The organism is Ideonella sp. FW305-24 (assembly GCF_058788035.1).
In genome coordinates this window covers 157,025-180,623 of the sequence record NZ_JBYTAI010000010.1, presented here as the reverse complement: position 1 = coordinate 180,623, position 23,599 = coordinate 157,025, and the positions used below count along the sequence as shown (strand labels likewise).

The window sequence follows — 23,599 nt, the reverse complement described above, 5'->3', positions numbered from 1 at the left end:
GCAGGGCGAGCGCCGCCTACAATGGCTCGCTTCTGTGGCCGCCCTGTTGCGGCTACGCGAACCCCTTGATAACAAAGCGCTTTTCATGAGCGATGCCAAGCACGCCCCGTCCGCCGAGCCCGTCAAGCCGGCGAATTTTTTGCGCGCCATCATTGAGCGTGATCTCGAGGCCGGCACCTATGCCCAGCGCCCCTTCGGCGGCCAGCCTGGCGATGCCGCCCTGCACGCTGCAGGCCAGCCCGACCCGGCCCGCGTGCGGCTGCGCTTCCCGCCCGAGCCCAACGGCTACCTGCACGTCGGCCATGCCAAGAGCATCTGCCTGAACTTCGGCCTGGCGCGGGACTACGGCGGCGTCTGCCACCTGCGATTCGACGACACCAATCCGGAGAAGGAAGAGCAGGAATACGTCGACGCCATCGAGGAGATGGTCAAGTGGCTGGGCTGGGACTGGGACGCCTTCGGCACCGCCCACCTTTACTACGCCAGCAACTACTTCGACTTCATGTACCGCGCCGCCGAGTACCTGATCTCGCAAGGCCTGGCCTACGTGGACGAGCAGAGCGCCGACCAGATGCGCGCGAACCGCGGCGACTTCACGACGCCCGGCACCAACAGCCCGTTCCGCGACCTGCCTGTCGAACACCACCTGGGCCGCTTCCGCGAGATGCGTGCCGGCCAGCACCCGGACGGCGCGATGGTGCTGCGGGCCAAGATCGACATGGCCTCGCCCAACATCAACCTGCGCGACCCGGCCCTCTACCGCATCCGCCGCGCCACGCACCACAACACCGGCGACCAGTGGTGCATCTACCCGATGTATGCCTATGCGCATCCGATCGAGGACGCACTGGAGCGCATCACGCACAGCATCTGCACGCTGGAGTTCGAGGACCAGCGCCCGTGGTACGACTGGCTGCTGGAGCGTTTGGCAGAAGGCGGCCTGCTGTCGCACCCGCTGCCCAAGCAGTACGAGTTCGGCCGGCTGAACCTCAGCTACGTCATCACCAGCAAGCGCAAGCTCAAGCAGCTGGTCGATGAAAAGCACGTCGAAGGCTGGGACGACCCGCGCATGCCCACGCTGGCCGGCATGCGCCGCCGTGGCTACACGCCGGCGTCCATCCGCAAGATGGCCGACGATTCCGGCGCCAGCAAGAGCAACATCTGGCTGGACTACTCGGTGTTGGACATTGCGCTTCGCGCCGATCTGGAAGAGCAGGCCCCGCGCGCGATGGCCGTGATCGACCCCGTGGCGCTGAAGCTGACAAACTACGCCGAAGTCTTCGGCAGCGACAGCTTCCACGAGCCCTGCCATGCCCCTGCCCACCCGCACAAGCCCGAGCTCGGCCAGCGCCAGTTCAGCCTGGGCCCGCAGCTGTGGATCGAGCGTGACGACTTCGCCGAAGTGCCGGCCAAGGGCTTCTTCCGCTTGTTCCCTGGCAACAAGGTGCGGCTGAAGTACGGCGTGATCATCGAGTGCACCGGCTGCGAGAAGGATGCCGACGGCAAGGTCACGGCCGTGACCGCCACCGTGGTCCCCGACACCAAGAGCGGCACGCCGGGCGCCGACAGCGTCAAGGTCAAGGGCACGATCACCTGGATTGGCGCGCACGAGGCCGTGGCCTGCGAGATGCGCCTGTTCGACCGCCTCTTCACCGAGGCCCAGCCGGACGCCGGCGGCCGGGATTTCCTCACCGTGCTGAACCCGAACAGCAAGCATGTGCTGCGCAGCTACCTGGAGCCTGGCCTGGCCGGCGCCAAGCCGGACGACAAGTTCCAGTTCGAGCGCCATGGCTACTTCGTCGCCGACCGCAAGGACCACCGCGCCGACGCGCCGGTGTTCAACCGCATTGCCGGCCTGAAGGACAGCTGGGCCCGCTGAAAGCGCGCCTGACGGCCTTGCGTGACCGGCCGATGCCGGTCGCGGCCATCTCCCTTTGATCCCAAGCCTTGCCGCGCCATCACCGGCGCGACCGGGCTTTGCATTGCGCCACGGCCCACGAGGTCGACGCGCCGTGCGCGCCTGCTTCCATTGCCGCCCATGTCCCGAGTTACCGCACTGCCGGCATGCACTGCTGCCGGCCAAGGCCTGCCGCTGATCACGCTGGGCAAGGCCATCGCCTCGCAGCTGATCGTCTGGCATCACCTGGCCATCTACAGCCCGATGCGCGCCGTGGTCGACCCGTTGGCGCCCGAGCTGTTCGCCTGGCTGGCCAACCCCGCGCGCATGGCCGTGCAGGTCTTCCTGGTGATGGCCGGCTTCCTCGCCGCGCGCTCGCTGCTGCCCTCGCCTGGCGCGCCTGCCAGCCTGGGCCTGCCCGAGCTGCCAGGCAAGCTGCTGCAGCGCTATCGCCGGCTGGTGCCGCCCTGCCTGGTCGCAATGCTGCTGGCCATCCTCAGCGCCGCGCTGGCCCGCAGCTTCAGCGACGACCCGCAACTGCCCGGCGCGCCCACCGCCATGCAACTGCTGGCCAATGTGCTGCTGCTGCAGGACATCCTCGGCGAGGAGGCGCTCAGCGCCGGGCTCTGGTATGTCGCCATCGACCTGCAGCTGTTTGCCATGCTGCTGGCCGTGCTGGGCCTGCGCTGCTGCATGCCAGCACGCTGGCGCGCAGCGCTGACGCTGCTGAGCGTCGCCGGGCTGGCCGCGCTGTCCTGGCTGCTGCTGAACCGCGACCCGCACTGGGACGCCTGGGCGCCCTACTTCTTTGGCGCCTACGGCGCGGGCCTGCTGGCTGCCTGGGTGCGCCAGGCACAGGCAGGCTGGGCACGCCGCTGCGCCTGGCTGGCACTGGCCGCGCTGGTCGCCATCAGCCTGTCACTGGCCTGGCGCGACCGGGTGCTGCTGGCAGGGCTTTGTGCGCTGGCGCTGGCCCTGCCGCCGGAAGGCCGCGGAGCCGGTTCCTGGCTGCGCGCGCTGCCGCAACGGCTCGCGCAACTGCCGGCGATCAGCTGGCTCGCCAGGGTGTCGTACAGCGTGTTCCTGGCGCACTACCCGGTCTGCCTGCTGGTCGGTGCGCTGGTCGCCTGGGCCTGGCCCGAGGCTTTGCTGCTGAACAGCCTGGGGCTGCTGGCCGCCTGGTCGCTGAGCCTGCTGATCGGCTGGCTGCTGCACCTGAAGGTGGAACTGCCGGCGTTGCGCAGCGGTGGCTCACGGACTGCGCCAGCCCACACGCAGGCCGAGCCCGCATGGGCCGGCGCCAGGGTCACGCGCTGAGCCGATGCGGCCCGCCGAGTCGCCCAGGCGACAACGCGTGACACAAAAAGTGACCGCACCAAAGCGTCACACAGGCGACACTCTAGGGGGTTGACACCACCCTAAGGTCTTTCCCGAGGTGGGAAACCTCGCGTGAGAGGCTTGCAACAAGCCTCTGTGCTGCGTTGCGCGCAACTTACACAATGAAGTCTGATCAACAGGAGACAGACCTCATGAAAAGAACCGTACTGTGCGCAGCAGCCCTTTGCGCCCTCGGCACCGGCGCCTGGGCCCAATCGACCGTGACCATCTACGGCATCGTGGACTCCGGCGTTCGTGTGCAAACCAATGACGGCCCGAAGGGCGCCAACAGCGGCGACGACAGCAAGTCCGTCACGCCAGGCGGCATGTCGCAAAGCCGGCTCGGCTTCAACATCGTCGAAGACCTGGGCGGCGGCATGCAAGGCCTGGTCAACATGGAGCACCGTTTCCTGGTCGACACCGGCGCCGTGGCCGCCACCGACTTCTGGCGCCAGGCCTGGGTCGGTCTGAAGACACCTTACGGCCGCATCACGCTGGGCCGCCAGTACAACGTGTTGTTCGACGTCTTCACGTCGACCTACGCCTCGTTCAAGTACTCGCCGTACATCGAAGCGTTCAAGCCCGAGATCGGCATGTCGCTGGGCGCACGCCACAACAACACGGTCAAGTACCTGGCCGAGTTCAGCGGCCTGCGCATCGGCCTGGCAGCCAGCGCGGCCGAGGGCAACACCAATGGCTCGAACTCGACCCGCCAAGGCTACCTGCGCTACGAGATGGGCCCCTTCGCAGTCGGTGGCGCCTATGAGCAATTGAAGGACACGGCCAACAACAAGGTCACGGCCGCGACCGTCGGTGGCGCCTATTCCTCTGGCCCGTGGTACGTCACCTTGGCCTGGGCACGCACCGACCCGGACGACAAGTTCAGCCGTGCAACGCTGAACGCGCTGCTGGGCAACGCCGGCACCAACGGCAATTTCGGCGTGTCCACCAACATGGACAAGCGCGACATGTGGTCGGCCGGCGTGACCTACCAGTTCACGCCGCAGTGGAACATCGGCGGCCACTACTGGAACGCCAAGCAACACTCCCGCGAAGGCACCACCGATGGCGCCGGCAAGGCCATCTTCGCCGCTGGCGTGCTGGACTACGCATTCTCCAAGCGCACCGATGCCTACCTCGAGGTGGACCACACCGAGCTGAGCGACAACCCGACCTTCACCTTTGCCAACGGCGAAACCAAGCGCCTGGGCTACATGGTCGGCCTGCGCCACCGCTTCTGATCGGGCCCGGGCCGGGTGTCGTCGCACCCGGCCTCCGATCACCTTCACAGGCTCCTTTTCAGGGGCCTTTTTTACGCCCGAACCGGACCAGCACTAAGCCTGGTCCAGTGCCTGACGCAGCGCGATCTTCAGCTCGCGCAGCGCCTTCAGCTCCGCTTCCGGCGCCGCCAGCGCGGACCACAGCATGCCCACCAGCGCCGCTGCGGTCGCGTCAATGTCGATGGCCCGTTCCTGCTGGCCCACGGCCTCCCACAGGATGTGCTCCATCGGCCCCAGCACCAGTGAGCGCATCAGCCGCAACGGCAGGTCGCTGCGCACCTCGCCGCTGGCCTGGCCGCGCGCCAGCAGTTCCATCAGCGGCGCGGTGTAGCGGCGCTGCAGCGGCAGCAGGCTGTCGGCCAGCACCTGGCCCTTGCTGCGGCCTTCGGACAGCACCAGCGCGCACAGCCCCGTGCCCTGGATCAGGAACAGCCGCAAGTGCGTGGCGACAAAGGTTTCCAGCTGCGCGCGCACCGGCCGGTCTTTCGGCAGGCCCGCCTCCATCGCGCCAATGATCTCGTCGTACCAGTCCTCGATCACCCGCAGGCACAGCTCGCGCTTGCCGCGGAAATAGGTGAAGACCGTCGCCTCGGACACGCCCAGGCGCTGCGCGATGTCGGCCGTGGTCGCGTGTTCATAGCCCTTCTCGGCGAAGACTTCGCGGCCCACGCGCAGGATGTCCCGGATGCGTTGTTCGCTTTTTGCGCTGGCCGCGTTGCGGCGCGCCAAGGGGGCTGGATTGACCATTTGTTGAGTATCACTCAAATCCTCCTTGTGCCGCAATCCAGATGCTGCTAGATTCGAACCCGATCAAACCAAATACAGGCTGCGCCACAGGACACGATTGAGCTTAGCTCAACATGGCCCGCAAAACCGCCAGCCCGCACTGCCCGCACAGGAGACAAGCCGATGTTCGAATCCACCTTCACCTTCCCGCTGGGCGATGACATTGCCGCGCTGCGCGACGCCGTGCGCCATTTCGCACAAAGCGAGATCGCGCCGCGCGCCGCGAAGATCGACCAGGACAACCTGTTCCCGGCCGATCTGTGGCGCAAGCTCGGCGAGTTGGGCGTGCACGGCCTGACAGTCTCCGAAGACTTCGGTGGCACCGGCCTGGGTTACGTGGCTCACATGGTGGCGATGGAAGAGATCAGCCGCGCCAGCGCCTCGGTCGGCCTGTCCTACGGTGCGCATTCCAATCTCTGCGTGAACCAGATCAACCGCAACGGCACGGACGCGCAGAAGCGCAAGTACCTGCCCAAGCTGATCAGCGGCGAACACACCGGTGCGCTGGCGATGAGCGAACCAGGCGCTGGCTCGGACGTGGTCAGCATGAAGCTGCGCGCCGAGAAGAAGGGCGACCGCTACCTGCTCAACGGCAGCAAGATGTGGATCACCAACGGCGGCGATGCCGACACCTTGGTCGTCTACGCAAAAACAGAGCCTGAGCTCGGCGCGCGTGGCATGACCGCCTTCCTGATCGAGAAGGGCTTCAAGGGCTTCAGCCACGGCCATCACCTGGACAAGCTGGGCATGCGAGGCTCCAACACCTTCCCGCTGTTCTTCGACAACTGCGAAGTGCCGGAAGAAAACGTGCTGGGCGGTGAAGGCAACGGCACCAAGGTGCTGATGAGCGGGCTGGACTACGAACGCGTGGTGCTTTCCGGCGGCCCGCTGGGCATCATGGCCGCCTGCCTGGACGCGGTCGTGCCCTTTGTGCACGAGCGCAAGCAGTTCGGCCAGAGCATCGGCGAATTCCAGCTGATGCAGGGCAAGCTGGCCGACATGTACTCGACCTTCCAGGCCTGCCGCGCCTATGCGTACGCCGTTGCGCAAGCGTGTGACCGTGGCGACCACAGCCGCACGCTGCGCAAGGACGCGGCCGGCGTGATCCTCTACACCGCCGAAAAGGCCACCTGGATGGCCGGCGAGGCCATCCAGGCACTGGGCGGCGTGGGCTACACCAACGAGTTCCCGGTCGGCAGGCTGTGGCGCGATGCCAAGCTGTACGAAATCGGTGCCGGCACCAGCGAAATCCGCCGCATGCTGATCGGCCGCGAACTGTTCTCGGAGACCTGCTGACAAGCCGCCAAGGAGCACCCTCATGCGACGTGATCCCTTGACCCTCAGCCAGGATGCCGGCCCGTGCACGGTGCCGCTGATCGAACAGACCCTGGGCGATTTCTTCGACGACATGGTCCGCCGGCAGCCGGCGCGGGAAGCCCTGGTCAGCCGCCACCAGGACCGCCGATTCAGTTACGTCGAACTGCAGCGCGAGGTGAACCGGCTGGCCAGTGCGCTGCTCAAGCTGGGCCTGCAGCCGGGCGACCGCGTGGGCATCTGGTCGCACAACAACGCGGAGTGGCTGCTGATGCAGCTGTCCACCGCCAAGGTGGGCCTGGTGCTGGTCAACATCAACCCAGCCTACCGCACGACCGAGCTGGCCTATGCGCTGAACAAGGTCGGCTGCCGGGCGCTGGTGACCATGGCCCGCTTCAAGACCAGCGACTACCTCGGCATGCTGCGTGAGCTGGCGCCCGAGCTGGCCGACTGCGCACCCGGCCACCTGCAGGCTGCCCGCCTGCCGGCGCTGCGCACCATCGCCTGGATCGACTCGGCCGGCGAAGGCGCGGAAGAACCCGGCCTGATGCGCTTCTCGGACCTGCTCGCGCAAGGCGATGCAGCCGACGCGCGCGTGACCGAAGTGGCCGCCACGCTCAAGTCCTCCGACCCGATCAACATCCAGTTCACCAGCGGCACCACCGGCTTTCCCAAGGGCGCCACACTGACGCACCGGAACATCCTGAACAACGGATTTTTCATCGGCGAATGCATGAAGCTGGGCCCGGACGACCGGCTGTGCATTCCCGTGCCGCTGTACCACTGCTTCGGCATGGTGCTGGGCAACCTGGCCTGCCTCACGCACGGCGCCACCATCGTCTACCCCAACGACGGCTTCGACCCCCTGGCCGTGCTGGAAACCGTGCAGGCCGAGCGCTGCACCGGGCTGCACGGCGTGCCCACCATGTTCATCGCCGAGCTGGACCACCCGCGCTTTGCCGAGTTCGACCTCTCCACGCTGCGCACCGGCATCATGGCCGGCTCACCCTGCCCCATCGAGGTGATGAAGCGCGTGGTCAGCCAGATGCACCTGGAAGAGATCACCATCGCCTACGGCATGACCGAAACCAGCCCGGTGAGCTGCCAGAGCGCCACCGACACGCCGCTGGACCGTCGAGTCAGCACCGTCGGCACGGTGCAGCCGCACCTGGAGGTGAAGATGGTGGACCCGGAGTCGGGCGCCGTGGTGGCGCCGGGGCAGACGGGCGAGCTCTGCACCCGCGGCTACTCGGTGATGCATGGCTACTGGGGCGACCCGGAGAAGACCGCCGAGGCCATCGACGCCGATGGCTGGATGCACACCGGCGACCTGGCCACCATGGATGACCAGGGCTACGTGAACATCGTCGGCCGCATCAAGGACATGGTGATCCGCGGTGGCGAAAACCTCTACCCGCGCGAAATCGAGGAGTTCCTCTACCGCCATCCGCAGGTGCTGGACGTTCAGGTGGTGGGCGTGCCGGACCTGAAGTACGGCGAGGAGTTGTGCGCCTGGGTCATTGCCAAGCCGGGCCCGCCCGGCCAGCCGCTCACCGAGCAGGCGCTGCGCGATTTCTGCAAGGGCCAGATCGCGCACCACAAGGTGCCGCGCTACATCCGCTTCGTCGACGCGTTTCCCATGACCGTGACCGGCAAGATCCAGAAGTTCAAGATCCGCGACGCGATGAAGCAGGAACTTGGGCTCAACGAAGAGAAGACCGCATGACCGTGCTGAGCACCCAACTGAACCCGCGCAGCGAAGCCTCCCGGGCCAACGCGGAGGCCATGCGCGCACTGGTGGACGACCTTCACGCCCGGCTCGCGAAGATCGCCGAAGGCGGCGGCGAGGCGGCGCGCGCCAAGCACCTCGCACGCGGCAAGCTGCTGCCGCGCGACCGCGTCGAGATGCTGCTGGACCCGGACACCGCCTTCCTCGAAATCGCGCCGATGGCGGCGTTCGAGGTCTACAAGGAAAGGGACGGCAGCGACGCTGCCCCCTGCGCCGGCGTCATCGCCGGCATCGGCCGGGTGTCAGGCATCGAATGCGTGATCGTCTGCAATGACGCCACCGTCAAAGGCGGCACCTACTATCCGCTGACGGTGAAGAAGCATTTGCGCGCGCAGGAAATTGCCGAGCAGAACCACCTGCCCTGCATCTACCTGGTGGACTCCGGCGGCGCCAACTTGCCGAACCAGGACGAGGTCTTCCCCGACCGCGACCACTTCGGCCGCATCTTCTACAACCAGGCCAACATGAGCGCACGCGGCATTCCGCAGATCGCCGTGGTCATGGGCTCATGCACCGCAGGCGGCGCCTACGTGCCGGCGATGAGCGACGAGACCGTCATCGTCAAGGAACAGGGCACCATCTTCCTCGGCGGGCCGCCGCTGGTGAAAGCGGCCACCGGCGAGGTCGTGACTGCCGAGGACCTGGGCGGCGGCGACGTGCACACCCGCCTCTCCGGCGTGGCCGACCACCTGGCGCAGGACGACACCCATGCCCTCGCCCTGGCCCGGCAGATCGTCTCGCACCTGAACCGGCCCAAGCAGGCCCATCTGGCGCACATGGCGCTGCGCGAACCGCGGCCGCCGGCCTTCCCGGCCGAGGAACTGCTGGCCGTCATCCCCACCGACACCCGCAAGCCTTTCGACGTGCGCGAGATCATCGCCCGCATCGTCGACGGCTCCGAGTTCGACGAATTCAAGGCCCGCTACGGCGCCACGCTGGTCTGCGGCTTTGCGCACATCGAAGGCATGCCGGTGGGCATCGTCGCCAACAACGGCATCCTGTTCGCCGAGAGCGCCAACAAGGGCGCGCACTTCATCGAGCTGTGCTGCCAGCGCAAGATCCCGCTGGTCTTCCTGCAGAACATCACCGGCTTCATGGTCGGCCGCAAGTACGAAAACGATGGCATTGCCCGCGCCGGCGCGAAGATGGTCACCGCCGTGGCCTGCGCCAACGTGCCGAAGTTCACCGTCATCATCGGTGGCAGTTTCGGCGCTGGCAACTACGGCATGTGCGGCCGCGCGTATTCGCCGCGCTTCCTGTGGATGTGGCCGAACGCGCGCATCTCGGTGATGGGCGGCGAGCAGGCGGCCAGCGTGCTGGCCACCGTCAAGCGGGACGGCATTGAGCTCAAGGGCGGCCAGTGGAGCGCCGACGAAGAAGCTGCGTTCAAGGACCCGATCCGCCGCCAGTACGAGGTGCAGGGCCACCCTTACTACGCCAGCGCCCGGCTGTGGGACGACGGTGTGATCGATCCGGTGGACACCCGCCGCGTGCTCGCGCTGGGCCTGTCAGCCAGCCTGAACGCGCCGATCCCGGACGCGAAGTTCGGCGTCTTCCGGATGTAAAGCCATGAGCACCCCGATCGAACTCAAGCGCCCCAGCCCTCATGTCGCCGAGGTCTGGCTGAACCGGCCGGATGTGCGCAATGCTTTCAACGACGAAGTCATCGCCGCCTTGACTGCCACCTTCCGAGGGTTGGCCCAGGACGGCGCCCTGCGCGTCGTCGTGCTGGCCGGCCACGGCAAGGCCTTTTGTGCCGGTGCGGACCTGAACTGGATGCGCGCGATGGCCGACTACAGCTGGACCCAGAACCGCGATGATGCGCAGGCGCTGGCCGACATGCTGTGGACGCTGAACCAGTGCCCCGTGCCCGTCGTCGGCCGCGTGCACGGCGACTGCTACGCCGGTGGCGTCGGCCTGGCGGCGCTGTGCGACGTGTTGGTGGCCGTGGACAGCGTGAACTTCTGCCTCAGCGAAGCCAGGCTGGGCCTGATGCCGGCAACCATCGCGCCCTACGTGATCGCCGCGATGGGCCAGCGCGCCGCACAGCGCTACTTCACCACCGCCGAGCGTTTCAGCGCCGCCGAAGCGCAGCGCATCGGCCTGGTCCATGAACTCTGCAGCGCCGAACAGCTGGACGAGCGCGTGGCCGCCATCGTGCAGGCCCTGGTCGCCAACAGCCCTGCCGCCGTGCGCAGCTGCAAGCGCCTGGTGCAGGACCTGGCCGGCCAGCCCAACACGCCGGCATTGCGCGAAGACACCGCGCGCCGCATTGCCGACATCCGCGGAAGCGACGAAGGCAAGGAAGGCGTGTCCGCCTTCCTGCAAAAACGCTCGCCGCGCTGGCTCGAAGCCTGAGCCCGCGCGCCAAGGAGACAAAAAGATGTTCAAGAAGATCCTGATCGCCAACCGAGGCGAAATTGCGTGTCGCGTGGCCAAGACGGCAAAACGCATGGGCATCCGCACGGTGGCGGTCTACTCGGACGCCGACGCGCAGGCCGCCCACGTGCTGGCCTGCGACGAAGCCGTGCACATTGGCGGCGCTGCGGCCAAGGACAGCTACCTGCAATGGCAGCGCATCCTCGAAGCCGCCAAGGCCACCGGCGCGCAGGCGGTGCACCCGGGCTACGGTTTCCTGAGCGAAAACGAAGCCTTCGCGCGCGCTTGCGCCGAGGCCGGTCTGGTCTTCATCGGCCCGCCGCCAGACGCCATTGCCGCGATGGGCAGCAAGTCTGCCGCCAAGTCGCTGATGGACAAGGCCGGCGTGCCGCTGGTGCCTGGCTACCACGGTGACAACAACGAGCCCACGTTCCTGCTGCAGCAGGCCGAGCGCATCGGCTTTCCGGTGCTGATCAAGGCCAGCGCCGGCGGCGGCGGCCGCGGCATGCGGCGGGTCGACAAAGCCGAAGACTTCATTGCCGCCCTCGCCTCCTGCCAGCGCGAAGCGCGCAGCAGCTTCGGCAACGACCATGTCTTGGTGGAGCGCTACGTCACCCGCCCTCGGCACATCGAGATCCAGGTCTTCGGCGACACGCAGGGGAATTGCGTCTACCTGTTCGAGCGCGACTGTTCGGTGCAGCGCCGCCACCAGAAGGTGCTGGAAGAAGCGCCTGCGCCGGGCATGAGTGCCGAGCGCAGAGCCCAGATGGGCGCAGCAGCGGTGGCCGCTGCGAAGGCGGTGGGCTACGTTGGCGCCGGCACCGTGGAATTCATCGCGGAAGAAGTCGACGACGGTGACTTGCGCTTCTATTTCATGGAGATGAACACCCGGCTGCAGGTCGAGCATCCGGTGACCGAAGCCATCACCGGCCATGACCTGGTGGAGTGGCAGCTGCGCGTGGCCAATGGCCAGCCGCTGCCGGCGCAGCAGAACGAACTGCGCATGCACGGCCATGCGATCGAGGCCCGCATCTGCGCCGAGAACCCGGACGCCGGCTTCCTGCCCGCGACCGGCAGTCTGGACGTGCTGCGCTGGCCGGCCCACGTGGCCTTCGAGCGCACCGCGGGCACCGATGCCACTGCGCCTGTGCGTGTGGACGCCGGCGTGCGCGAAGGCGATGCGATCAGCCCGTTCTACGACTCGATGATCGCCAAGCTCATCGTCTGGGGCGAGGACCGGCAGCAGGCGCTGGCCCGGCTGGACGCCGCGCTGCGCGACACCCACATCGTCGGCCTGGCCACCAACGTGGCCTTCCTGCGCCGTGTGGTGCAAAGCCGCGCTTTTGCCACCGCCGACCTGGACACCGCGCTGATCGAGCGTGAACGCCCCGCGCTGTTCGACCAGTCCGGCCTGCCGCTGCCGGTCGCCGCCGCCGGCGTGGCCGCACACCTTCTGGCCGAAGAAGCGGTGGCGCCGGACGCCGACCCCTGGAGCCGCCGCGACGGCTTTCGCCTGCACGGCAGCGCCCGCCGCAGGCTGGACCTGGCGACCGGAAAAACCCACCACGCCGCCACGCTGGAACGCAGCCACGACGGCGCGCTGTGGCTGGCACTGAACGGCCAGCGCCACGCGCTGCAGACCCGCGCGCTGGGCGCGGACCGCTTCGAAGTGCGGGTCGACGGCCAGCGCCATGTGCTGAGCGTCTATGCCCGCGGCGAACAGCGCGCACTGTTCGGCGAACATGCATCGCTGGAACTGCAGGAGTTCGACCCCGTTGCCCATGCCGGCCAGGAATCCGGCGGCCACGGTGGCCGGCTCAGCGCACCGATGCCGGGCAAGGTGATTTCGTTCCTGGTCAAGGCTGGCGACAGCGTGAGCGCCGGCCAGCCGCTGGCCGTGATGGAAGCGATGAAGATGGAGCACACGCTGAACGCGCCGCGCGACGGCGTCGTCGGCGAGCTGATGTTCGCGGTGGGCGACCAGGTCGGCGAAGGTGCCGAGCTGCTGACGCTGGCGGAGGCCTGAGATGAGCGCCGCCAAGCTGCCCTCTCGCGTCACGCTGGTCGAGGTCGGCCCGCGCGACGGGCTGCAGAACGAAGCCCAGCCGGTGGACACGGCCACCAAGGTCGAACTCGTCCACAGGCTCCAGGCTGCGGGCCTGAAGGAGATCGAGGTCACCAGCTTCGTCAGCCCGAAATGGGTGCCTCAAATGGCGGACGGCGCGGCGGTGATGGCCGCGGTGCAGCGCCAGCCCGGCGTGCGTTATTCGGTGCTCACGCCGAACCTGAAGGGCTGGGAAGCTGCGGCGGCCACGCAGCCGGACGAGATCGTCGTCTTCGGTGCGGCCAGCGAGGCTTTCAGCCAGAAGAACATCAACTGCAGCATTGCCGAGTCGATTGAGCGCTTTGCGCCGGTTGTCGCGGCGGCGCGCGCTGCTGGCGTGAAGGTGCGCGGGGCGATCTCGTGTGCAGTCGGCTGCCCGTATGAAGGTGATGTCGCGCCGGAGCGGGTGGAGCTGGTCGCGCGGCTGATGGCCGGCATTGGCGTGCAGCATGTGGGCGTGGCCGACACGATTGGCGTGGGCACGCCGCGCAAGGTGCAGGCGGCACTGGAGGCCGCGCTGCGGCACTTCCCGCTGGCGGAGGTGAGCGGGCATTTCCACGACACCTACGGCATGGCGCTGGCCAATGTCTACGCCAGCCTGGAACTCGGCATCACGACTTTCGATGCCAGCGTCTCCGGCTTGGGCGGCTGCCCTTATGCCAAGGGCGCAACCGGCAATGTCGCGACCGAAGACGTGGTCTACCTGCTGCACGGCCTGGGCATCGCGACGGGCATCGACCTGGACGCGCTGATCGACGCGGGCGCCTTCATCCGCGCCAGACTGGGCCAGCCGAACGGCTCGCGCGTGGCCCGCGCGCTGCTGGCCAAACGGGTGGCTGGCTGACAAGCGAGCCCATGGCTTCCGTGGCATGCTCGCTGGATGCCACCTGCCATCGTGCCTGACCTTGCCCTGCCTGCGGTGGCCCGCCCGCCGGTCCCCTCACCGCTCCCGGACACGCTGTCGCCGGCGGACCGTTACCAGGAGCTGTTCGTCGCGGTGCAGAGCAGCGCGGTGTTTGCCGACAGCAAGACCTTCGTCGACTGCGTGCCTCTGATGGAGCCGCAGGCCATCATGGCCGCCTACCGCGCGCAGCACCTGCGTGCCGGCTTCGACCTGAAGGCTTTTGTGGCCGAACATTTCGACTGCGTCGAGCCGCCTGCGCATGAGTACCAATCGCAGCCCGGCCGGGCCATAGCGGCCCACATCGAAGCCTTGTGGCCGGTGCTGACGCGTCATCCGTCCGGCCACGCTTCGCGCTCCTCGCTGCTGCAACTGCCACGGCCCTACCTCGTGCCCGGCGGCCGCTTCCGGGAGCTGTACTACTGGGACTCGTATTTCACGATGCTGGGGCTGGACGGCCCGGCCGAGGCCACGCTGCTGGGCGACATGGTGGACAACTTCGCCTACCTGATCGACACCTACGGCCACGTGCCCAACGGCACCCGCAGCTACTACCTGAGCCGCTCGCAGCCGCCGGTCTTCGCGCTGATGGTGGAACTGGCGCAGGCTCGGCTGGGCCAGCGTGTGCTGGACTACCTGCCGCGCCTGCAGCAGGAACACGCCTGGTGGATGGCCGACGCGCACGACGCGCCGGCCGGTGGCGCCCGCCGCCGCGTCGTGCGCCTGCCGGACGGCCGGCTGCTGAACCGCCACTGGGACGACCGTGACACGCCGCGCGAAGAGTCCTGGCTGGAGGACGTGACGACCGCACGTGCCAGCTCGCGCGAGCCGGCGGAGGTCTACCGCGACCTGCGCGCCGCCTGCGAATCGGGCTGGGACTTCAGCACCCGCTGGCTCAGCGAGCAGGCCCCGCCCGCCTCGCCTTCCGAGGGCTCATCGCGGCCGGCTTCCGGCGCCTGCCTGTCCACCATCTGCACGACGGACATCGTGCCGGTCGACCTGAACGCCTTCCTCTACAAGCTGGAAACCCGCATTGCCGAACTGGCCACGCTGGCCGGCGCCCGCACCACCGCGCGGGACTACCAGGAGCAGGCCAGGCTGCGCAAGGCCGCGATGAACGAGCTGATGTGGAACGACGCCCAAGGTGCGTTTTTCGATCACGACTGGCGCCGCGGCGAACAGCGCCGCAGCCTCACCGCCGCAACGGTCGTGCCGCTGTTCGTTGGCCTGGCCAGCGCCGCGCAGGCCAAGGCCATCGCCGGCACGGTTTCACAGCGCCTGTTGGCCCACGGCGGGCTGGCCACCACCGAGCACACCAGCGCCCAGCAATGGGACCAGCCCAACGGCTGGGCGCCGCTGCAATGGATGGCGGTGCGCGGCCTGGACGATCACGGCGAACACGCGCTGGCCGACACCATCGCACAGCGCTGGCTGGCCACGGTGCAGGCGGTCTATGAACGCGAGGGCCGGCTGGTCGAGAAATATGCGCTGGACCAGGACGCGCAGCACAACCCGCACGGCGGCGGCGGCGGCGAATACCCGCTGCAGGACGGTTTTGGCTGGACCAATGGCGTCACCGCCGCACTGCTGGCGCGGCAGCGGATACCGCCTGCTTAGGCGTGCCAGTTCGCCATGGCTTCGCCCAGCCTCACGGCGCCGCCGGGCTGCCAGTCCGGGTTGAACAGGAGCGGGCCAGCGGGGTACAGCAGCACCACCGTCGAGCCCAGCAGGAAGCGGCCCATCTCGGCGCCTTGCGCAAGTTCGATGGGCGGCTGGTCGGCGCCGTAGCGCCATTCGCGCAGCTCGCCGGTGCGCGGCGGGTTGACCACGCCGTGCCACACGGTGGCCATGCTGCCAACGATGGTGGCGCCGACCAGCACCAGCACGAACGGGCCATGCGCCGTGTCGAACTCGCAGACCACGCGCTCGTTGCGGGCGAACAGCCCGGGCACGCCGCGCGCGGTCGTCGGGTTGACCGAAAACAGGTCGCCCGGCACGTAGACCATGCGCACCAGCTTGCCGGCGCAGGGCATGTGGATGCGGTGGTAGTCGCGCGGGCTGAGGTAGATGGTGGCGAAGTGGCCGTTGTCGAACTTGGCGGCCAGCGCGGCATCCCCGCCAACCAAGGCGCGGGTGCTGTAGTGGTGGCCCTTGGCCTGGAAGATCTGGTCGCCCTGGATGGGGCCGAACTGGCTGATCGCACCGTCCACCGGGCAGACCTGGCCGGCCTTGGCCAGCGGGCGTGCACCCTCGCGCAGCGCGCGGGTGAAGAACTCGTTGAAGCTCTTGAAGGCGGCAGGATCGGGCTGCGCGGCCTCGGCCATGTTCACGCCGTAGCGGCGGATGAAGTCGCGGATGATGGCCGTCGTGATCGAGCCGCGCTCATGGCCGGCGACCCAGCCGGCGAACGAGGTCAGGGCCTGTTTCGGGAACAGGTACTGGGGCAGCACGCGCAGGCGGTCGGACATGGGGGAAGAGCGGGAACAGTGAAAGGCGGCGGATTGTAGGAGGGCCCGAGCACGTGGCGTGCCCGGCGTTCGGGCCGGGGTTCAGCGCGGCGGGAACAGCGCCTGCCAGCCGGCAGGGCCCAGCTTCTCCAGCGTCTCGATGTTGCGCTCATAGATGGCTTCTGCCTCGGGGAAGGCTTCCACCGCGCGGTCGATGCTGTCCTCGCGCAGCAGATGCAGCGTGGGGTACGGCGAGCGGTTGCTGAAGTTGCCCATGTCGTCGGGCGCGGTGCCTTCGAACTGGAACTGCGGGTGGAAGCTGGCCACCTGCAGTTCGCCCTCCAGGTCCTCGTCGACAAGCACGCCATCGGCCACGCCGAGGAAGTCGTTGAAGTCCAGGAAGTCCTGCAGCACCAGCGGGTGCACGATCAGCGTGGTGTCGGTGGTTTCCGCGTCGGTCGCGGCCAGGTGGCGCAGCTCGGCGCGCAGCACCTCGACCAGCGCCTCCGGCGAGTCCACCTCGCTGACGACGATGCGCACCTGCTGCTTGGCCCACACGGCCTTGGCGAACGGGCAAAGGTTCAGGCCGATGACGGCGTTCTCCAGCCAGCGCTGGGTGGCCAGCAGGACAGCGGCCGACTCGTCGGCGGAAAGCGGCAAAGAGGTGTCGGCAGCAGGCATCGGCCGATTGTCGCGCCGAGCAGGCACGGCCGCATGCTGCGATGCACAATCGAGGCTCCGCGGCGGTCCTTCGACCGTTGCCGAAACCGGGAGGGAGCGGCAGATGCGTTACGTGGTGTTCAACCAGAAGGGCGGCGTCGGCAAGTCGACCATCACCTGCAACCTGGCGGCCATCAGCGCCGCGCAAGGCCAGCGCACGCTGGTGGTGGACCTGGACCCGCAGGGCAACTCCACCCGCTACCTGCTGGGCGACGGGGCCGACGAAGCGCCACCCGGCGTGGCCGACTTCTTCGAGCAGCAGCTCAAGTTCAGCGTGCGCACCCCGGCGCTGCAGGACTTCATCAGCGCCACGCCGTTCGACAACCTGGACGTGATGGCCTCCAGCCCGGCGCTGGACGAGATGCACGGCAAGCTGGAGTCGCGCTACAAGATCTACAAGCTGCGCGACGCGCTGGCCGAACTGGGCCAGGACTATGCGCAGATCTGGATCGACACACCGCCGGCGCTGAACTTCTACACCCGCTCGGCGCTGATCGCTGCGCAGGCCTGCCTGATCCCGTTCGACTGCGACGATTTCTCGCGCCGCGCGCTCTACGCGCTGTTGGAGAACGTGCAGGAGATCCAGGCCGACCACAACAAGGAACTGGTCGTGGCCGGCATCATCGTCAACCAGTTCCAGGCCCGTGCCCGGCTGCCGCAGCAGCTGGTGCAGGAGCTGATCGACGAAGGCCTGCCGGTGCTGCAGCCCTACCTGGGCGCCAGCGTGAAGGTCAAGGAGTCGCACCAGCTGGCCCGGCCACTGATCCAGCTGGCACCTTCGCATGCGCTGACGCTGGACTTCGTCGCGCTGCATGCGGCCATCACCAAGCCTCCCGCCCCCACGCCCACCCGTAAAAGCGCCAAGGCTGCAGCGGGCTGATCGTTGTGACACGGTAACCGCGGCTGGCTAGCATGCAGGCATGAACATCGCGCTGATTGCCCACGACGGCCGCAAGGAACAGATCGTCGGCCTGGCCACCCGCCACGCCGCCTGGCTCGCCACCTGCACGCTGATGGCCACCGGCACCACCGGCAGCCGCCTGAAAAGCGAGGCCGGACTCTCCGTCGAATGCCTGCTCAGCGGCCCGCTGGGCGGCGACCTGCAGATTGGCGCCCGCCTGGCCACCGGCGGCGTGGACGGCGTGATCTTCCTGCGCGACCCGATGACCCCGCAGCCGCACGAGCCGGACATCAACGCACTGGTGCGGGCTTGCGACGTGCACAACATTCCGTGCGCGACGAATTTGGCCAGTGCTGAACTGCTGCTCCAGGCTTGGCAGTCGGGCAAAACGGCCTCGCCGCTCGCCGCCGGCTGAATCAGCTTTCGACCGCAGGCTTCGGCTTGCCCGCCAAGGCCCGCTGCAGCAGCCACAGCCGCGTGTCGAACTCCAGTTGGTGGTAGTCCGGTGCGAGGTGCTCGCAGAGGCTGTAGAAGGCCTTGTCGTGATCGGCTTCGCGCAGGTGGGCCAGTTCGTGCACGACGATCATGCGCAGGAAGTCGGCCGGGGCGTCCTTGAACAGGCTGGCGATGCGGATCTCGCGCTTGGCCTTGAGCTTGCCGCCCTGCACGCGCGAGATGCGGGTGTGCGTGCCCAGCGCCTGGCTCAGCACCTTGAGCTTGGTGTCGTAGACCACCATCGAGACGGGGCTGCTCTGGCGCATGCCGCGGGCCTTGATGTCCTGCACATAGGCGTACAGCGCGGCATCGGTGCGCACCGTGTGGGCCTCGGGGTAGCGGCTTTCGAGCACCGTGCCGAGCCGGCCCTGCTCGGCCAGCTTCAGGGCTTGGGCCTGCAGCGAGGCCGGGTAGCCGCCGAGGTATTGCGGGATCAGCGAGACGGGCGTGGACATGGCCGGATTGTCGCCGCGGGATACTTGCGGCTGTCACCCTCCACCCTCCACCCTCATTCCGCCAGCTCAGGCGAAGGAACCCGCCACCATGATCACCAAGCATGTCCTGCAACACGAAGACGTCGTCACCATCCTGAACGCCGCCCGCGCCGAGGCGCAGGCCAACAAGTGGGCCGTGACCATCGCCGTGGTCGACGACGGCGGCCACCTGCTGGGCCACTACCGCCTGGACGGTGCGCCGGCCATGTCGGCGCACATGGCCCCGGCCAAGGCCCGCACCTCGGCGCTGGGCCGCAAGGAAAGCGCAGTCTATGAAGACGTGATCAACAAGGGCCGTTTCGCCTTCCTCAGCGCGCCTGGCCTCGAAGGCATGCTCGAAGGCGGCGTGCCGGTCATCGTGCAGGGCCAGGTCATTGGCGCGGTGGGCGTCAGCGGCGTGAAGTCCAGCGAAGACGCGCAGATCGCCAAGGCCGGCATTGCCGCGCTGACGCTGCCCTGATCACCTTGATCACGCGGGGCGGCAGTCGCCGCCGAACGCGGGCCTGTCCTGCGGCGATGTAGGACTGTGCTGACAAGTGGGGCCAAGGACGACCACTACACTCGTCGGCAGATGCGCCCTGCATGCCCGCCCCTCGTCAAAACCCGCTCCCGTATGCCGCCTGCCGCCCTTGCCGACACGGTCGGCGCCACCGTGCCAAGTGGGGTGCGAACTGAAGATGTGCTGCAGGCACTGCGCCTGCGCACGGCGATCCTGCACCGCGCGCTGGACGAACGGGTGCCGATCGCAGGCAATGCGCCAAGCCTTGGCGACTACCTGCAACACCTGCTCGCGCTGCAGCCCTGGCTGAGCGCGATGCTGGCCTGGCGCGCACGGCAAGCGGTGGGGCCGGATGCCCACGCCGAACTGCAGCCTCAGCCGCAGCTCGACTGGATCGCCGAAGACCTGCGCGTCGCCGGCCCCGCGGCCTGTGCCGCCGCGGCGGCGCGTGTGCCATCGGCTCCGACCGCGCCCTGGCCGGACGAAGCCGGCGCTGCCTACCGCTGGGGCGCGGCCTACGTGCTGGAAGGCTCGTCACTGGGCGCCAGCGTGCTGTACAGGCGGCTGGCCAGCCCGCTGGCGCCGCAGCCCCTGCGTTTCCTGCAAGCCGGTGGCGGCATGCCCGGGCCGCGCTGGGCACGCTTCTGCCAGCTGATGCGCCAGGAAGTGCAAGGCCCGGCCGACATCGCCCAGGCCTGCGCTGGCGCCGCCGACGCCTTCGGCCGGCTGCTGGCGGTCTACCCCGGACCCCTCGCCACCGCAGCGGCCCTGGAGCCCGCTGCGTGAGCGAAGCGACCGCCATGCCACCCGCTCAGGCCCAGCCCGGACCGGCGCCGGTCACGCTGGACAACTGCGACCAGGAGCCGATCCACATTCCCGGTGCGGTGCAGCCGCATGGCGTGCTGTTCGCGTTCGACGCCACGGGCCGCCTGTGCTGGCGCAGCGCCAACGCCGCCGCGCTGGCCGCCAGCTTGCCGGAACTGGGCGACACGCTGCACGCCGGCCATTTCCAGGAGGCGCCGGCGGTGCACGAACTGGTCGCCGAGACGATGTCCGCCCCGCCCGGCGGACCGGCCGATCCCCCCTTCACCGCCTCGGGTGACCTGACGCTGGCCGGCCAGGTCTGGGACCTGGTGGTGCACCGCGACCCGCAAGGCGTGATCGTCGAATTCGAGCAGCGCGAACAGAGCGACGACGAGATCGCACGTTTTGCGCTGCATGCCCACCGCGGACTGGACAAGTTTCGCCGCCAGACCAGCGTGCAGGCGCTGATGGAACTGGCGGTCAAGGAGGTGCGGCAGCTGACCGGCTTCGACCGGGTGATGGCCTACCGCTTCCGCCACGACGACAGCGGCGACATCGTCGCCGAGGCCCATGCCGATGGCCTGGACAGCCTGCTGGGCCGGCGCTACCCGGCCAGCGACATCCCGGCCCAGGCGCGCCGGCTCTACCTGCTGAACACGCTGCGGCTGATCGCCGATGTGCAGAGCGAGCAGGTGCCGCTGGTCGGCCTGCCGGGCCAGGCCCCGCTGGACCTGAGCCACGCGGTGCTGCGCAGCGTCTCGCCCATCCACATCGAATACCTGCGCAACATGGGCATTGGCGCGTCGATGAGCATTTCCATCGTCGTCGAAGGCCGGCTCTGGGGCATGCTGGCCTGCCACCACATGCGCCGCCGCGTGGTGCCGTATTCGCTGCGCATGGCCTGCGACGTGCTGGCGCAGATGGTCGCCGTCGCGGTGCAGAACCTGCGCACCAGCGCCCATGCCCGCAGGGCCGACGAAGCCGCGGCGCTGCGCAGCCGCTGCACCGAGGCCGTGCTGCATGCCGACGACGTGCTGGGCGCGCTGGCCCAGGAAGCCGGCGCGCTGCGGCAGACCATGAAGGCGCATGCCGCCATCCTCGTGGCCGGTGGCAAGCTGGCGCTCAGCGGCCTGACCGACCGCGAACACGCCGCCGCGGTGATCGGCTCGCTGCCCGAGCCGGCCGAAGGCCTGCTGGTGGTGCGCCATGCGCTGGCCGACTGGCCCGAGGCGACCCAGGCCGCTGTGCAGGGCTGGTGCGGCCTGCTGGCGCTGTGCTTCGATGCGGCCAACGGCGCCTGGCTGATCCTGCTGCGCCGCGAGCAGGTCGAGACCGTGCGCTGGGGCGGCAAACCCGAGAAGAACTACGTGCCCGGCCCGTCCGGACCGCGGCTGACGCCCCGTGGCTCGTTCGCCGAATGGCGCGAAACCGTGCGCGACAGCGCTGTGCCCTGGAGCGACAGCGACTTGGCGATTGCCCGCCAGTGGCTGGACGAACTGGGCCATGCCAGCCGCACCCGCAATGCCGAGATCGAGCGCGCCAGGGCCCACCTGCTGGCCGTGCTGGGCCATGACTTGCGCGATCCACTGAACTCGATCTCGCTGGCGGCCCAGGTGCTGGAACGGGGCGAGGCGCAAGGCCATGCCAGGCTGGGCCAGCGCATCAAGGCTTCCAGCGGCCGCATGCAGCGCCTGGTCGAGCAGGTGCTGGACATGACCCGGCTGCGCGGCGGCCTGGGCCTGCAGATGACGCCGCAGCAGGTGGACCTGGTGGCGCTGCTGGACGAACTGGTCGAGGAAAAACTGGGCGCCTACCCGGACCTGCAGTTCCAGCGCCTCTACGGGCCGCCGCACTGGGTGCACGCCGACCCCGACCGCCTGGCCCAGGTGCTGGCCAACCTGCTCGGCAACGCCCGCCACCATGGCGAACCGGGCCGGCCCATCGTGCTGGAGGTCAGCGGGCCGGATGACAAGGTGCGGCTGGAAGTGCGCAATGTCGCGCCGCCCATTCCGCAAGACATCAGCGATTCGCTGTTCGACCCCTTCAAGGTTTCTTCGATGCGCAACCCCCGCAACCGCCAAGGCCTGGGCCTGGGCCTGTACATCGCGCACGAGGTGGTGCGCAGCCACGGTGGCCTGCTGCACTACGTCCATCGCGCCCCGGAGGTGGTGTTCACGATGGAGCTGCCGCGCTGGCAGGCCGCAGCCGCTTCACCACCGAACCCGGCAGGCGGTGCCGCATGAGCACCATGAGCCAGGCTCCCCAGGGCCCCGACACCCCCGAGGCGCAGCCGGCCACCGGCGGGCCGCATGTCCTCATCGTCGACGACGGGCTGGATGCCGCCGAGCTGCTCGGCGAGCTGCTGGCCTTCGAGGGCTACCAGCCTCACCTGGCCCACCTGGCAGCCGACGGCATGGCGCTGGCCCAGGCCATGCCGATGGCCGTGGCGCTGATCGACCTCAGCCTGCCGGACCAGCCCGGCAGCGAGCTGGCGCGCGAGCTGCGCGCACGGGCCACCGCTGCCCAACCGGCCCCGCTGCTGATCGCCGTCAGCGGTCATGACCGGCTGGGCCCGTATGCTGCGCAGATCGAGGCCTGCTTCGATCACTTCCTGCAAAAGCCGGTGGACATCGATGCCTTGCTGGCGCTGTTGCCGCCGCCGGGCCGGGCAGGCGAATGAGCTCGCCTGCCGGGACTTCGCAGTCCCACTGGATCGCCCAGGGCGTGCGCCACGAGCTGCTGCTGCGCCTGCTGCCTTCCATCCGGCATGACATGCTGGGGCCGGTATCGGTCGCGCGCATGGGCGTGGCGGTGCTGATCAAGCGCCTGGGCAACGACCCGCCCAACCTGGCCGGCGCGCTGGAGCGGGCCCAGGAACTGAACCAGCACATGGCACAGGTCACGCAGCAGCTGCGCGAGTTTCGCCACTGGGACCCCAGCCAGGCCGGCCGCATCGGCCTGCCTGCCGCCTTGAGCCAATGCGTCGGCTGGCTGCAGCCCGTGCTGACCCTGCAGGGCTTCGAGCTGGACCTGGCACCTGCTTCTCAAGAAGACGCCGGAGCGCCCTCGGGCGAACCGGCAGACGAATGGCAGCGGGACGAACTGATGTTCCTGATCGCCGGGCTGATCTGCCATGTGCTGGACTGCTGGGCGCCTTGCCAGCTGCAGATCGAAGCCGGTCCGGCCAGCCTGCAGCTGCGCGCTGGCGCCAGCCGGCCGGCCCCCGCAGCCGAGCACCGACACCCGCTGCCCACCTCACGTCAGATCCTGCTGCCGGCGCTGGCCGCGCTGGCCGACGCCAGCCAGGCCGTGCTGACGAGCGGCCCGGGCCGGCTCGAATTGCAGCTGGCACGCCCCGACCCGGCTTGATTCGGCCGCGCGCTGGCCGATAAGACTGGCAGTTGTCACCCGC

Annotated in this window: 21 protein-coding genes; 17 read left to right on the top strand and 4 right to left on the bottom strand. The window is 68.6% G+C overall.

Annotation, left to right across the window (positions count from 1 at the left end; all coding sequences use genetic code 11):
* Nucleotides 1-85: 85 nt before the first annotated feature.
* The 3 genes from AC3WR5_RS24035 to AC3WR5_RS24025 all read left to right on the top strand — a co-directional run bounded on the left by AC3WR5_RS24035 (nt 86) and on the right by AC3WR5_RS24025 (nt 4,515).
* Nucleotides 86-1,879, top strand: a complete 1,794-nt coding sequence (locus AC3WR5_RS24035) for a glutamine--tRNA ligase/YqeY domain fusion protein (protein ID WP_141290340.1) — start codon at nt 86-88, stop codon at nt 1,877-1,879.
* Between the two features lie 159 nt (nt 1,880-2,038).
* Nucleotides 2,039-3,214, top strand: a complete 1,176-nt coding sequence (locus AC3WR5_RS24030) for an acyltransferase family protein (protein WP_231012769.1) — start codon at nt 2,039-2,041, stop codon at nt 3,212-3,214.
* Nucleotides 3,215-3,426: 212 nt separating this feature from the next.
* Complete coding sequence (locus tag AC3WR5_RS24025) at nt 3,427-4,515, top strand: porin (RefSeq protein ID WP_492487700.1); 1,089 nt, start codon at nt 3,427-3,429, stop codon at nt 4,513-4,515.
* 93 nt (nt 4,516-4,608) lie between these two features.
* On the opposite strand, the gene AC3WR5_RS24020 is transcribed toward AC3WR5_RS24025, so the two are convergent.
* Complete coding sequence (locus AC3WR5_RS24020; RefSeq protein WP_492487698.1) at nt 4,609-5,301, bottom strand: TetR/AcrR family transcriptional regulator; 693 nt, start codon at nt 5,299-5,301, stop codon at nt 4,609-4,611.
* A gap of 162 nt (nt 5,302-5,463) precedes the next feature.
* Here AC3WR5_RS24020 and AC3WR5_RS24015 point away from each other — a divergent pair, with 162 nt between their 5' ends.
* From AC3WR5_RS24015 to treF, 7 genes are read left to right on the top strand one after another with little or no spacing between them, the layout of a single operon-like run.
* On the top strand, nt 5,464-6,636 hold the full coding sequence (locus AC3WR5_RS24015; RefSeq protein WP_492487697.1) for an isovaleryl-CoA dehydrogenase: 1,173 nt from the start codon (nt 5,464-5,466) through the stop codon (nt 6,634-6,636).
* Nucleotides 6,637-6,658: 22 nt separating this feature from the next.
* Nucleotides 6,659-8,380 carry an AMP-binding protein gene (locus AC3WR5_RS24010; protein WP_492487696.1) on the top strand — a complete coding sequence of 574 codons (1,722 nt, stop codon included), beginning with the start codon at nt 6,659-6,661 and terminating at the stop codon, nt 8,378-8,380.
* On the top strand, nt 8,377-10,008 hold the full coding sequence (locus AC3WR5_RS24005) for a carboxyl transferase domain-containing protein (RefSeq protein WP_492487694.1): 1,632 nt from the start codon (nt 8,377-8,379) through the stop codon (nt 10,006-10,008). The genes AC3WR5_RS24010 and AC3WR5_RS24005 overlap by 4 nt, the downstream gene beginning before the upstream one ends.
* 4 nt (nt 10,009-10,012) lie before the next feature.
* Nucleotides 10,013-10,801: an enoyl-CoA hydratase/isomerase family protein gene (locus AC3WR5_RS24000; RefSeq protein ID WP_492487693.1), complete on the top strand. Its 789-nt coding sequence runs from the start codon at nt 10,013-10,015 to the stop codon at nt 10,799-10,801.
* 25 nt (nt 10,802-10,826) lie between these two features.
* On the top strand, nt 10,827-12,848 hold the full coding sequence (locus AC3WR5_RS23995; protein ID WP_492487691.1) for an acetyl/propionyl/methylcrotonyl-CoA carboxylase subunit alpha: 2,022 nt from the start codon (nt 10,827-10,829) through the stop codon (nt 12,846-12,848).
* A gap of 1 nt (nt 12,849) precedes the next feature.
* Nucleotides 12,850-13,770 carry a hydroxymethylglutaryl-CoA lyase gene (locus AC3WR5_RS23990; RefSeq protein ID WP_492487689.1) on the top strand — a complete coding sequence of 307 codons (921 nt, stop codon included), beginning with the start codon at nt 12,850-12,852 and terminating at the stop codon, nt 13,768-13,770.
* A gap of 51 nt (nt 13,771-13,821) precedes the next feature.
* Complete coding sequence (treF, locus tag AC3WR5_RS23985) at nt 13,822-15,444, top strand: alpha,alpha-trehalase TreF (RefSeq protein ID WP_492487687.1); 1,623 nt, start codon at nt 13,822-13,824, stop codon at nt 15,442-15,444.
* Here the strand turns inward: treF and asd are convergent.
* Both asd and AC3WR5_RS23975 read right to left on the bottom strand, forming a co-directional pair.
* Nucleotides 15,441-16,295: an archaetidylserine decarboxylase gene (gene asd, locus AC3WR5_RS23980; protein WP_492487685.1), complete on the bottom strand. Its 855-nt coding sequence runs from the start codon at nt 16,293-16,295 to the stop codon at nt 15,441-15,443. The genes treF and asd overlap by 4 nt on opposite strands.
* A gap of 81 nt (nt 16,296-16,376) precedes the next feature.
* Entirely contained in the window at nt 16,377-16,955 is a 579-nt protein-coding gene (locus tag AC3WR5_RS23975) for a DUF1415 domain-containing protein (RefSeq protein WP_492487683.1), read from the bottom strand.
* Nucleotides 16,956-17,058: 103 nt separating this feature from the next.
* Here AC3WR5_RS23975 and AC3WR5_RS23970 point away from each other — a divergent pair, with 103 nt between their 5' ends.
* A complete protein-coding gene (locus AC3WR5_RS23970) occupies nt 17,059-17,874 on the top strand; it encodes a ParA family protein (RefSeq protein WP_492487681.1) in 816 nt (271 codons plus the stop codon).
* A gap of 40 nt (nt 17,875-17,914) precedes the next feature.
* On the top strand, nt 17,915-18,310 hold the full coding sequence (locus AC3WR5_RS23965; RefSeq protein ID WP_492487679.1) for a methylglyoxal synthase: 396 nt from the start codon (nt 17,915-17,917) through the stop codon (nt 18,308-18,310).
* A 1-nt stretch (nt 18,311) separates the two neighbouring features.
* Here AC3WR5_RS23965 and AC3WR5_RS23960 read toward each other — a convergent pair whose 3' ends face one another.
* Entirely contained in the window at nt 18,312-18,845 is a 534-nt protein-coding gene (locus AC3WR5_RS23960) for a YgjP-like metallopeptidase domain-containing protein (RefSeq protein WP_492487677.1), read from the bottom strand.
* Between the two features lie 88 nt (nt 18,846-18,933).
* Here AC3WR5_RS23960 and AC3WR5_RS23955 point away from each other — a divergent pair, with 88 nt between their 5' ends.
* The 5 genes from AC3WR5_RS23955 to AC3WR5_RS23935 all read left to right on the top strand — a co-directional run bounded on the left by AC3WR5_RS23955 (nt 18,934) and on the right by AC3WR5_RS23935 (nt 23,556).
* Nucleotides 18,934-19,344: a GlcG/HbpS family heme-binding protein gene (locus AC3WR5_RS23955; RefSeq protein ID WP_141289595.1), complete on the top strand. Its 411-nt coding sequence runs from the start codon at nt 18,934-18,936 to the stop codon at nt 19,342-19,344.
* Between the two features lie 204 nt (nt 19,345-19,548).
* On the top strand, nt 19,549-20,169 hold the full coding sequence (locus AC3WR5_RS23950; protein ID WP_492487675.1) for a biliverdin-producing heme oxygenase: 621 nt from the start codon (nt 19,549-19,551) through the stop codon (nt 20,167-20,169).
* Nucleotides 20,166-22,430 (top strand): sensor histidine kinase, encoded by a 2,265-nt coding sequence (locus tag AC3WR5_RS23945; protein ID WP_492487672.1) that lies wholly within the window; start codon nt 20,166-20,168, stop codon nt 22,428-22,430. The genes AC3WR5_RS23950 and AC3WR5_RS23945 overlap by 4 nt, the downstream gene beginning before the upstream one ends.
* A complete protein-coding gene (locus AC3WR5_RS23940; protein WP_492487670.1) occupies nt 22,427-22,867 on the top strand; it encodes a response regulator in 441 nt (146 codons plus the stop codon). Before AC3WR5_RS23945 ends, AC3WR5_RS23940 begins: the two co-directional genes overlap by 4 nt.
* Nucleotides 22,864-23,556, top strand: a complete 693-nt coding sequence (locus AC3WR5_RS23935) for a hypothetical protein (protein ID WP_492487668.1) — start codon at nt 22,864-22,866, stop codon at nt 23,554-23,556. Before AC3WR5_RS23940 ends, AC3WR5_RS23935 begins: the two co-directional genes overlap by 4 nt.
* Nucleotides 23,557-23,599: the final 43 nt, after the last annotated feature.